General features: G+C 40.1%; 10 protein-coding genes. All 10 read right to left on the bottom strand.

Annotated features, from left to right (window positions below):
* Positions 1-150 precede the first annotated feature (150 nt).
* Positions 151-1,755, bottom strand: coding sequence for an L-lactate permease (locus tag HMPREF1321_RS03590; protein WP_009421411.1), 1,605 nt, complete (start codon positions 1,753-1,755; stop codon positions 151-153).
* A gap of 162 nt (positions 1,756-1,917) precedes the next feature.
* On the bottom strand, positions 1,918-3,750 hold the full coding sequence (locus HMPREF1321_RS03585; protein ID WP_009421404.1) for a DUF5689 domain-containing protein: 1,833 nt from the start codon (positions 3,748-3,750) through the stop codon (positions 1,918-1,920).
* A 50-nt stretch (positions 3,751-3,800) separates the two neighbouring features.
* Positions 3,801-4,490 carry a hypothetical protein gene (locus tag HMPREF1321_RS03580; protein WP_009421407.1) on the bottom strand — a complete coding sequence of 230 codons (690 nt, stop codon included), beginning with the start codon at positions 4,488-4,490 and terminating at the stop codon, positions 3,801-3,803.
* A gap of 110 nt (positions 4,491-4,600) precedes the next feature.
* Entirely contained in the window at positions 4,601-7,312 is a 2,712-nt protein-coding gene (locus HMPREF1321_RS03575) for a TonB-dependent receptor (protein WP_009421403.1), read from the bottom strand.
* 208 nt (positions 7,313-7,520) lie between these two features.
* On the bottom strand, positions 7,521-8,816 hold the full coding sequence (gene tilS, locus HMPREF1321_RS03570; protein ID WP_009421405.1) for a tRNA lysidine(34) synthetase TilS: 1,296 nt from the start codon (positions 8,814-8,816) through the stop codon (positions 7,521-7,523).
* Between the two features lie 40 nt (positions 8,817-8,856).
* The gene (locus tag HMPREF1321_RS03565) at positions 8,857-9,711 is read right to left on the bottom strand and encodes an aminotransferase class IV (RefSeq protein WP_009421410.1); all 855 of its coding nucleotides are present in this window, start codon (positions 9,709-9,711) and stop codon (positions 8,857-8,859) included.
* Positions 9,712-9,713: 2 nt separating this feature from the next.
* Positions 9,714-10,100, bottom strand: coding sequence for an START-like domain-containing protein (locus HMPREF1321_RS03560; RefSeq protein WP_002673936.1), 387 nt, complete (start codon positions 10,098-10,100; stop codon positions 9,714-9,716).
* A gap of 66 nt (positions 10,101-10,166) precedes the next feature.
* Complete coding sequence (locus tag HMPREF1321_RS03555; protein WP_009421406.1) at positions 10,167-10,751, bottom strand: Crp/Fnr family transcriptional regulator; 585 nt, start codon at positions 10,749-10,751, stop codon at positions 10,167-10,169.
* Positions 10,752-10,764: 13 nt separating this feature from the next.
* Entirely contained in the window at positions 10,765-11,148 is a 384-nt protein-coding gene (locus tag HMPREF1321_RS03550) for a TraR/DksA family transcriptional regulator (protein ID WP_002673934.1), read from the bottom strand.
* A gap of 93 nt (positions 11,149-11,241) precedes the next feature.
* A complete protein-coding gene (locus tag HMPREF1321_RS03545) occupies positions 11,242-12,075 on the bottom strand; it encodes a glycoside hydrolase family 16 protein (RefSeq protein ID WP_009421408.1) in 834 nt (277 codons plus the stop codon).
* Between the last annotated feature and the right edge of the window lie 425 nt (positions 12,076-12,500).

Below are 12,500 nucleotides of genomic sequence, written 5' to 3'. Positions count from 1 at the left end.
CACAAGTCTCACGGATAAGAAAAAACGATAAATATGAGCTACAAGAAACTCACCTATGAAGTAGTAGCGCGATAGGCTACAAAAATATACATCTAAAAAATTAAGAACAAAAGAGCTTTGTTATAAATTATAGCAATATTCCTTTACCTATCAGAATATTAGCGGAATAACAAGATATGCTACCAGCGCAGCTATCACTCCATATACCATCATAGGTACAACGGTAATTTTCATTATTTTCCCTTCGGCTTTATCAATGCCTAATACCGAACATACCGCAATAATATTATTGATACACACCATATTACCCATCGCTCCCCCTACTGATTGCAAGGCGAGTATCAGAGGTACCGAAAGTCCTGTGGTATTAGCAACCGAGTATTGCACGGCTCCAAAAGTAAGGTTCGATACGGTGTTAGAGCCTGAAAAGAAAGACCCTACCGCTCCTAAATACGATGAAAACATCGTCCAGTGACTACCTGTGGCTTGTGCCAATCCACGACCGATAATTTGCACCATAGAGTTTTCACCTCCCATCAGCATTACATTTACCATAATAAGCGCACCTACCAAAGCCAAGAAAGGCTTCTGTATCTGCACAAAACTAGCCGAGAAAAGCTCTTTGGTTTGCTTCCATTTCAGCGAGAATAACGGAATGGAGATGAGTACTGTAACGACAAACGGAATGAGTGCGGGCACATAGAGCAGTTTATAACTCTCGTTTTCGCCCGTAGCAAAAATATTATTCAGTGAAAAAATGAGTCCTTTAGTAACCTCAAAATCGCCCAGATAACCCAATTTTATAGTAAACCACTCAGTTGTATCATTCAAAAGTGCTTTTAGTGGGAGTTGTTTAATGCGGGTAAGTGCTAAAATGATAATGAGTGAAGCCGTAGGAAAAAGGGCTTTGATGAGTTCTGAAGATTTTACCTTCTCGTGATGTACTTCACGGTTATCAGTTTTAGATAGTCCTATTCCTTTGCTTGCAATGCCCACCGAGATAAAGAGCCCAATAGCCCCTCCTACCAAAGCGGGGAACTCGTAATTGAACCACGCAATAACCACGTAAGGCACCGTGCACGAGAGAATACTAATGAGTATAAAAACTATGTTTCGGCGTATCTGTTGCCAAGATACAATCACCTTGAGTGCCATCACAGGAATTACAAAAGCAGCAAACAGATGTACAATAGCCGTAATCCTACCTATGTCAGAAAGCTCAGTGTCAGAAATAGCTCCATTACCGATAAGCGTACCAAAACCAAACCACGTAGGGGTACCCACCGCTCCAAACGATACGGGCACCGAATTCATAATAAGTGTGAGAATGGCAACTTGCAACGGTTTGAAGCCTAATCCTACCAATAAAGGTGCTGCGATAGCCGCAGGCGTACCAAAACCACTGGCTCCTTCAATCATAAAGGCAAAAGCCCAGCCTATAATCATCAGCTGTGCCACAGGATTCGGACTGATGTTGCCTAACCAACGGCGCAACACATTCATTGCCCCTGTCATCTCCATCATTCGGTTGAAGAGCACCGCCCCAAATATTACCGTAATAGGCGTAGCTACCGATATGATAGCCTTAATAAAGTTAGCATTTACGGCTACAAAAGAGCCTTCAAAATAAGTTAGGTGCAACACATACACCAATCCTGCAATAAGCGGGAGTGCTATATACGAGGGAAGTGCGTTCTTTTTAACCATCAAATAGATGAGTAGCACTATCGGAAGTACGCTAAGAAATAAAGCCATAGGTTTCTTTTTTGTTTTCTTTTGAGGGCAAAGATAGTGCTTTTTATTTAATATGCAAATATTACGAAAGAAATATGTTTTCGAGCGAAATAACAAAGACAAAAAAAGAGTGAGCCTTTTTGGAGGCTCACTCTTTTTGAATAAATCCAAAAAACTTCTTTTCTACTGGAAGTCTAAATCGGCTTCTTTTTCGTATTTAATTTGCTTAGTGGTTACATTATTCTTATTGGTATGTTCTCCTAGAGTGCCTGTAACAATAAGTTTGGTACCTACTGTTTTCAGTTTGGCTTTAGTTTCTTTGGATAACGCTTTAAATACAGTATTAGTAGCATATAGTTGTATTTCGGTATTATCGGTAGTAAAAACTATGAAAGAAGAAGAACCTTTTACAGTAATTGTTCCTTCTAATTTCACTTTTTTGTCTTTATATTTATTGAAATCAGCAACAGTAGCAGTGGCTGCTTTTAGCTCAGGAAGCTGTACTACTGGGGTTTCGCCAAATACAATATCACCTTCCACAGCATAAACCAATTGATGTACGGTATTTCCATTTACACTATAATCTTCAAATTTTCCTTTAATTGAAGTAAGCTTTTGTCCGTCAGTACCCAATTTAGTTTGAGCGTCTTTACTAAAAGATTTGAGATTAGGAGAGTACAACTGTATTTTATTACCATCAGAGAAAACAACGTAAGATTTTCCTCCTTCAACTTTTAGAGTGGCATTCTTTAAATTTACGTGCTTACCCACTTGGTAATCACTGGCAAGAGTAGCGGTTTTAGCGTCTACATCTACGTAAGTAACCGTAGCAGGTGCTTTTATAAATTCTATATCACTTTCTTTGCTGTACAGTATTTCTTTTACAACAGTACCATTTTTAAGAGCGTAATCAGTAAAGACTCCTGTAACGTTTATTTCATAACCTTCTGTTGCCAATTTTTCTTTAGCTGCATCTGAAATAGTTACGCCCTTAGCTGAAAATACTTGTATTTCAGTCCCATCTTTGAAAACAATGTAGGTTCTTCCGCTTTTTACTACTGTGGTACCGTGCAATTTTACGGTTTTGCCTACTACATAATCAGCTACAGTAGCATTACTCGCTTCTAAGGTCTCAACAGTCGTAGAGGTTTGTGTACCAGTTTGTGTACTGGTAGAAGTACCTCCTTTCACTACCAAATCAGCATAATTGCTTATCATAAATTGGTAGTCTTTGTTGAATTTGGTAAGCACTCCTGTTACTTCCACTTCACCGGCAGGCACTTTCTCGTCTTTGAACTTAGCATAACTGCTAGTTCTGAAGATAATAGTCTTCCCATTAGCATCGGTAAGCTTGTAATTAGTGGCACCTCCAAGGGCATTGCTCTTGTCATAAAGCGTTTTACCTACGGCATCAGTAGGGAAATGTACCCCTTTAAGGGTAATGAGCTGGTCTACGTGTGCTTCGGTAGATACTTCTTGTATAGAGTTACTCACTTTGGCTAATTCGGCAACTGTCTTGCGTTCACCTGTGTCAAACAAGTGTTTTTTATAAATCGCCTCAGCCATTGTGCCTACACTCACTCTTCCGCTTTTGGCAGTATAAGTACCGTGACCTACCTCTATAGCACTGTTGTTAAGTTGAGTGGTAAGGTCTTTCAAGCGCAATTGTACTTTAGCTCCTACGGGGAACTCAGTATAAAGACCACTTTTGTCAATCGCTACTGAAAGTCCTTGATTCTTATCAGCGTTCTGTATATAAATTTTCTTGTAGAAGTTACCTCCCTCATCGCTAGATATTACATACCCCTCAATAGCTTCATCAGCAGTATAGGTAGCCACTGAGGCAGTTACCTTTGTGAGTACGTTAGCAAAGCTTACTACTTGACCGCTATAGTCAGGCAGTGGCTTTTTCCCGTTAGGATCGGGAATGTCATAATCGTCGTCCTTTACACACGATGTAATAGCGAATGCCGTAAGTAGGGCTATCGCCACTGGTTTTAATAGGTTTAGTTTCATATGGCTATAAGTTTACAGTTATCAGTGTTTTATTTTATTTTAAGGTTTGCTTATTGGCAATACCCTATAGTCCATTTCTTTTTTTCCAAAGTTTGCTTTGTTTGCTTCTCTTCCGGACTGTCGATAATTTTAGGGTTCATATAAACAGTGCCCCCTCCGTTTTCGTGCATAGTGCTCACAACTTTCTTGAGTTTTTGACCAGAAAAGGTAAGGTTAAAGCGTAATTCTTTCAGCTTTTTATTAGTGGTAAGATCTAAGTCTTCAAGAGGCAAAGCCGATACTTTCAAATAAACAAGCTCAGTGTTATTGTGCAAGTTCACTTCTTTTATTTTATTATGGCTCATATTCAATCTCTCCAATACGGTATTGCGAGTTACATCTAACGAAGTCACTTCATTATCATTACAATAGAAAGTCGTTACCTTACCGTAAACTCTCACAGTATTGCCCTGTAGCTTATACTTTGCTGTAGTAGCACTTAGGCGAACATCAGTACCACTGTCGTACACACCATTGTTGTTTAAGTCTACCCACACATCTTTTTTATCTGCTTCTTTGGCGTTTATTGTCAGCGTTATTTCGCTCCCCGCCTTTTTATCAGTGGTAAAAATCATATAGGGTGTCCCTTTAGAATTATTGGGGTCAGGGTTCGAATTGTTGTCTTTAGAGCAACCTACTAATACAGTAGTTGCTACAAGGAGCGCCAAAGCCCCTCTTCTGAAAATAGATTTTTTATTCATTATATTTATTAATGTTCAAATGAACAACGTTTTGTTTTGTTCTTACTCTATAATTGCCCACTAAGTAGGCAAGGCTACTTTTAAAACTTTACCTTTTATCTTTTACCTTTTCAAAGACTCACCGCTAAGTTCAGCATATAAGTACGTCCGTAACCCACAAAGTAACGATTGCCAAACGAAGGCACGCCTTGTGCGTTGTCCTGTACCATCTTGCCATAATTAGCAGTACGCGATTGTTCAAAACCTCCTGAAAGGAATTGAGTGTCAAACAAGTTATTCACGCTCACCATTAGGCTTACATAGGTTTTGTTGAGTCTCCACGACTTACCACCCACAAGATTTACCAAGAATACATCGTCTAAACGTTCTTGTTTGAGAAGCTTCCGAGCTAAGTCAGTATCAATATTAGTAAAAGGCGCTTTCGTGGTCGGGTCTATAAAGAACTGCGAAGTGCGGTTCAAAGCCGATAACGATACGTAGTTTTGTGCCAAGAAATTAGCCGTTGCTCCCACCCACCAATACTTAGGGTGGCGATATTCCAAACCTAATGAATAGGCTTGTTGCGGACCGCTGGGCACGTGGTAATTCTTCATCGTTACCTCATCAATAGCCTTGTTCACCTCTCCTGATGAAATGTAAAGCGACGGATTATTGATGTAAGTATATTGTCCTACCGAAGCTACTGCCGTAAGTTTAAGAGTAGGTATAAGTTGTGCTTCCGCTCCAAACTCCAACCCAAAATGGCGTTTCTTGATGCCTTCTACCGTTTGAGCCACAAAGTCTCTGTCTATTTCATCAGTAAGAGCCGTTTCAGTATAGAAGAAGTTTGTCTCCGCAGTATTCTCTATCTCGGTAAAGAACCCTGTAAGGCGTCCTTTTAGGTAAGGCATACGCAAAATATAACTCGCATCGGCAGTGTAAGCCAATTCGTTCTTGATATTAGGCAACAAGCGATTAGAATTGCGCACATTTGCATAGATATTGCGCACTGATTGTGGTGTATTAAAATACCCCACGTTCGCTTGTAACAAATGGCGACCGGTAAGTGCGTAGGTAAGTCCAGCTTTGGTACTCATTCCGTTTTGCACTTGCATAGCACCCTTTCCGTAAGAATCAGCATAGAGAGGATAGTTGAACTTACCTTCGCGTTGGATATCAGTATAATGGAAACGTCCTGCTACAAATAACTCGACGTTTTTAAACGTAAATTCAAACTGCGAGAAAACTTCGGCTACATTGCTTTTAAGCGCATAAAAGTAATTCCATTTGTCGCCTTGCTTTTTCTTCATATCTGTTTCATCGGCATTGTAAGGCTTCCCTTCAAAGTAGTCGTAATTCATAAAGTAATCACCGCCAAGCAAATCGTCTACTTCAGCAAAGTTATCGGAAGAAACATTGCGGTACACTACACCCGATGTCCATTTGATGTTTTCGTGAATAGGCGTAGAAAAGTTCACATTGGCTGAGAACGTGCGTTCGCGATTGATATCATTGCTCACAATAAAAGCACTGCGCTTATCGGTAGTGTTGTAGTTCGCCCGATAAAGCTCTTCCCAGTCCAGTTGCGAATGCGTTAAGAAATAGTCTTTCTGTAAGGCTGCCATCGTTTCGTCAGAAGGGTTTTGGTTTAAGTAATAACTTGGCAGAAGTTTATAGTAATTAGGCTCAGGATTTTGAGCATTCGAATAACTAATACGCGTATTACCTATTTCACCAAACTGATAGCCCAAGTCCACATTCAGGCGCGTGTCGTTTTTCAAATAGTTATAAGAGAAAACGAAGATAGGCTCTGAAACGATACGGTTACGCGAATTGCGCTTGTCGCCATTTTGTTTACCCCAAAAAGGATTGTATTGGTAGCCCATCAAATCGAGTACCTCACGAGTCAGTGGCGAGGTCTTACCGCGCTTCACCGGCGAAAACATTCCTATAAGGTTAAAGCTACTATGGTTATTAAGCTGATATTCTATTCCTGCTGCAAAAGCATAAGCGTTGTAGAGCGTACCGTCTACCCAACTGCCCTGAGGCGCAAACCTACGTGAAGCCGAAACCATATACGCCAATCCGTTGCGCTGTACACCCGAGTTGTAAGTAGCCATCAGTCTACCAGTATAACTGCGGTTGCTGGCAGAAGTCGTTACGCGAAGCCCTGCACGATTAAGCGACGGACGTATATTGATGTAGTTAGACCCCATCAATCCACCAAAAGTATAGTCGGATTTTACCAATCCGTTGCTCATTTCTTGGTTGCGTGTAATGTCGTTAAGCCCTCCCCAATTCGCCCATTGGGCACGACCGTTTTCAAGTCGGTTCATCGGGATACCGTTAATGAGCACCGTTACGTCTTTGGAGTCATAACCACGAGGTTTGAAGAATACCGAACTGAAATCGAAAGCCACCCTACGCATAAACACGTCTTGTGAACTTTGCAAAAGTCCCGACATCGCATCAGCACCACTTTCGTCGTCTTCTAGTTCGCTTTCAGTAATCACTGCCAATTGCTCAGCTTCCTGCTGATAGTCACCCGAGAGGGAAACCGTAGGCACGGTGTAAGGATGAGTGTCTCCTAATGAAATGAGTTGCTCAGCACTGCTATAACCACTAAGGGAGAAGAGTAGCAAGTGTTCCCCTTCTGGCAATTGAAGCGTATACTTACCTTTACTATTGGTAACTGCTTCGCGCGGAGAAGTGCTTACACGCACTTTTACCCCTTGCAAAGGCTTGCTACTTAGTTCATCTATCACCGTTCCTTCCACTTTCACTTGCGAAAACGCCGAAACCGATACGAACAATAGCACATAGAGATATAATTTCCTTAACATAATACTATGAGGTTGATTTCTTTAAAATATGTGCCAAAGGTACAACAAAAAAATGAAATAGCAAAATAAACGAAATAAAATTATTTTATATGAGGTCAAATAGAGTATTATAGCTGTCATACCTTTATATTTTCTTTAAGAAAACCTCACCTGAAAGAATAGTTCCCGCCACATTACCTTCGACTTTCCGTCACCATTTTTTAATTTGCTAATTCTCTAATTTGCTAATTTTTACTGCTCTTTTGGTATCTTTGGTAATTTTAAAACGGTCGTCTAAGCGTTTGCCTACCACCCACACAATATCCTCACCACTGCATAAAAGCACTTGCTCTTCGCGCTCTATTTGGGTGTATTTCTCATCGGTAAAGAACTTGCTGAGCTTCTTCTCGCTGTTCATTCCAAAAGGATAAAACACATCGCCTTCTTTCTTATAGCGCAACATAAGTGGGTATTGCAATTTGTCGGCATCTACATATATTTCAGTAGGGATTGGATTTTTCACTTTCACCTTGCCCTCTATAAATTCAAAACGAAGATGAACGGGGTCGTATACCTCAGCCATATCTTCCGAAATCAGCAAACTTAAACTGCGTTTTGCTTCATTTGGCTTTAACCAAAGGCAAGTGTTGTCTTTTATGAGGATATGGGTAGGCGAAAGTACTTGTTTACCCGCTTCGGCATTCAGCAATAGGTTTTTGAGGTCTTTTACATTGCCGAATCCATAAGGGTAGAAGAGTTTGTGTAAAACAAAGTCCAATTCAGGAACAACTTTTAGTTTTTCTATGTCTATTTGTATAGGATTATGTCCTTCAAAACAAGTTTCTTTGAGTTTTCCTATATAAAAGTCTATAAATCGTGCTGATTGGTGTAAGTATTCCTGCGTTTGATTAAAATTCTCTAAGTAATTAGGGTGTACTAATGCTAATTTCGGTATTATATCGTGCCGAATTACATTGCGCACGTATTTATTTGTTTCATTACTGCTGTCTTCACGCCATTTAAGACGTTTTGCTTGCGCATATTCGTATATCTGCTTACGAGAGAATTGTAATAACGGACGTATGATAGTATCTTTTTCTTCTGGAATGCCTAAGAGCCCCTCTAAACCACTACCTCTGGAAAGGTTAATAAAGAAAGTTTCGAGGTTATCATTAGCGTGATGAGCCGTAGCGATAGCATCGCAGAAATGGGTACTTGCTAGCTCATCGAACCACTGATAGCGCAATTCGCGAGCAGCCAACTGAGTATTCAACTGATGAGAACTCGCATATTGATGTGTATCAAAACGCTTTACTTCTAAAGGAACGCCAAGCTCCGCAGCAAAAGTGCGTACAAAAGCCTCATCGTCGTCACTTTCTGTTCCGCGCAATTGAAAGTTGCAGTGTGCTAAAAGCAGTTCTATACCGTGAGTATACAGTAAATGTGCGAGCACTACACTATCGATACCGCCACTAATGGCAACCAATATTTTTTTCTCTTTAAGTTTTTTAATCTCAACATTCATAATTTATTCACCTCTTTTTAATTGCCTGTGTGACTCCCACTTATACCACTCCAAATCGGGCACTAGTATTCAGTTTACCGATAAGGCTTTTGGCAGTAGTACAAGGATATGCTTTTTTGCGATACTGACTGATGGGCTGAATCCCTACAAGACTATTGGTAAAGAACAGCTCGTCGGCTTTTTGAAGTTCAAAAGGTGAAATAGAGGTCTCTATCACCTCGTAGTCTTCGGTTTTATTAAGGGTTTTGATAAGCATCTTGCGGGTAATACCACTGAGTGCTCCATCGGTTAGTGGGGGCGTTTTTAAGGTATTGCCTTGCACTACAAAGAGGTTGCCGTTCAGCATTCCTGCAATACTCTTGTTGCTGTTCAGCAAGATGCAATTCTGATAGTCGTTTTCTTCGGCAAAGATACTGCCTAACACGTTCACCGTGCGATTAATGTGCTTTACATTTGCCAAGAGGTCGGGTTGTACAAAAAAGTCTTTAAAGAGTTCTACCTCGTAAGGTTCTTCGTTGAGTACATAGAAAGGATTGTTCATCGCTTCGGTTTCTATGATATAATCTACCTCATTGGTAATGGGCGTATACTTACCCCCATCTTTACGGAAAACAGTAATACGCACTCGTACCGGATTATTTTCGAGGCTATTGGCTTTAATAAGTGTAAGGATTTCGTCTTCGAGGTACTCCATAGAGAATACCATAGGGATATCCATACGCAAGATACGCATACCTGCCATTAGGCGCAGGTAGTGTTCTTCCCAAAAGATTAGTTTTTGGTAGCTGTATTTGCAAGTATCGAACACGCCATCGCCGTAGAGGAAAGCACGGTTTTTAATAGTTAAGACAGTATCGCTATCGGTAATGAGGTTACCGTTATAATTGAGTTTCATATTTAGCTTGCTCCTATTTTAGCTTTAAGGTCGTTTATTTGGAGCTCCCAAAGCTGTTTGGCTTCTTCTATTTCATTAGGGAGGGCAAAATCAGTAATGATAAGGGAGACTTCTTGAGTCATATCATTCACATTGATTTTGATTTCGAAATAAGTAGAAGCGTCGTTATCGTCTTCCCAATGGAAACGAATATGGTCGTCCAACTTTTTGCGCAATATTTGAGCTGCTTCTTCTACCCCATTCCATACAAAAGTGTAGATTTCTTCATTAGCGCGCACATCGTCGGCGTACCACGAAGCGAGACCTGCTGGGGTAGAGATGTATTGATAGAGCAATTGCGGAGAGGCGTTTACGGTAACTTCTAATTGATATTTTTCTTTTGTTTGCATAGGCAAATAGGGTATTATTACACTGTTTGATGGGCGCAATATACAACTATTTTTTGAAATAGCAAATTATTTTACCCCTTTATCACCTGTGCGAGTTGCTCCACGAATAACGCTGAGGGTTTGTTGAGTAATACCTAATAGAGAAGCTATGTGCCCTAAGGGGGCACGCAGAAGTATTTGAGGATAAGTGTGCAAGAGGAGGTCATACCGCTCTTGGGCAGTTTGGAATTTTATAGTATGTAGACGCTCTGTAAGCGATTTGATGGCTGACACTAATAGGAATCGCATTAGGCGTTCGAGTTCTTGGTGTTCGTTTACTACGCGTTCTACTTCGGGGAAAGAGGCTACCCATACTACACTGTCTTCCAGCGTTTCTAAAGAGAAGAGTGAAGGCTGGGAAAAATAGATATTTTCTACGGGAAAATAAAACATTTGTTCCAAAAGGAAGGTGTGGGTAATGTCTTTATCTTCTTTGTTATAAAACAGGCGCAGGAGTCCCTTTTCAACATAAAACAACTGCTTAGAATGTGAGCCTTCTTTGAGCAACAAGTGGTACTTTTTGTACTCTTGTTGCTCAAATAGGCTATTGATAAAAGCAAGTGTCTCGGTGTTGATTTGAGTTTCTTGGTGTAAGTACTCGGTGAGCGTCATTTTTAGGGTATGGCTATTGCATATTTTTAGCCTCGATGCTAAGAGTAGCGTGAGGTACTGCCATAAGGCGACGCTTATCGATGAGTTTACCTGTTACACGACAGATGCCATAGGTTTTGTTTTCGATACGGATAAGTGCATTCTTGAGGTCGCGTATGAACTTTTCTTGACGAATAGCCAATGCGGTATTTTCCTCTTTACTGGTTACCTTAGAGCCTTCTTCAAAGGCTTTGAAAGTGGGAGATGTATCGTCGGTACCATTAGTGGCACTGTTCATATATGAACTCTTGATAAGCTCTAAATCGGTTTGTGCTTTTTTGATTTTTTCTTCTATAAGCGCTTTAAATTCTTCTAATTCCTTATCGGAATAGCGCACTCTGATGTTTCCTTCTTCCATAAAAATTATAGTACTTATTTAAATTGGGGCGTAAAATTAATATTATTTTCAGAACTACCAAAATAAAAATGTTATTTTTTTTATTTGGGATTATTATTTCTGATAAAAACGCACCCAATCTACGTACATTCTTACCGGTTTGGTAAAAGGTTTTACTTCGCCTACCCAGCTACCGCCTAATTGCATATCGATGCGCAACATATAGGGGCGAGCAAAAGGGAATTGCCCTTCACTTTCTTTCCCGGGCACACGTGCATAACTAAAAGTTTGTTTGCCGTTTACATAAAAGCGCAATTCATCGGTGTCGAGCTCTACGGCATAGATGTTATAATCATCGGGGTTGATAGGAGCTGTAGCGGTGCTTTTAGGGGTGCGCTTGGTAGGGTCTTTTTTGCCCGCTTGGGTGTAAGTGGAGTGTACCGTATGGTGTATAAAAGGCTCGTAATTGAGTCGCTCGACGATGTCTATCTCACCGCCCGTAGGCCAAGTAGCATTGGGTACCATCCAGATAGCAGGCCAGGCTCCTTGAGTGGCTTCGAGCTTACAACGGATTTCTAAGCGTCCTTTTTCGAAGTACTTTTTGTCCTTGGTAGAAACACCCCCAGTGATATATTTAGACTTGTCTTTGGCGGGGTCTGCACTGGGTTTGCCTAAAAGGATAAGATTGCCATTCTTTATCTCGAACAAACTAGGGTCTTGACTCATTGTTTTGCACCAATCGGCATCTGATTTTGGGCAAGCCCCTATTTTTGACCATATACCGGTAGCAAAGATATTGTCGCGGTTAAAATCGTCTTCCCAAACTAATTTCCACCCTCCTTTTTTTAAATAATCGTTATTTTCTTTTGTTGAAGGGTCTTCCTTTTCTTGCTGAGAGCAGGCTATGCTAATGCTCATCACACATAAAATAATAAATATGTTTTTCATATTGATATTGTTTTAATTAAATGTAAATATAAGGGCAAAGGTACAAAATAATTTTTTATTAGCAAAAAGGAGGTGTGAGGCATTAGATAGGGAAATTAGAAAATTAGAGAATGAGGAAATGAGGTGGAGGCTACAAGGAACGCGCCAGCGGAGGAAATTAACTTTGCCAAAGTTTCAAACCAAAACTGTAAGGAAGATTTATAAAGCACTGATTTTTAACTATGTTTTTTTGTAGGAATACTGTGTAAGTATTATCTTTGCAAAAAAAAGTTATGACCACTATAATAAAGAATAGAAAAAGAATTTCAAATATCTTTTCTAAGATAGAAGATAAAGAGTTAGAATTTCTTGTAAAAGAAACAGGAGTCGATAAATATAGCAAAAAACTTAAAGGAATAGAAATATTTAAGTTGCTAATTTTCGGT

This window comes from Capnocytophaga sp. oral taxon 412 str. F0487, assembly GCF_000271925.1.
GTDB lineage: Bacteria > Bacteroidota > Bacteroidia > Flavobacteriales > Flavobacteriaceae > Capnocytophaga > Capnocytophaga ochracea.
The sequence above is the reverse complement of the archived record's forward strand: the minus strand, read 5'-3'. Positions and strand labels throughout refer to the sequence as shown.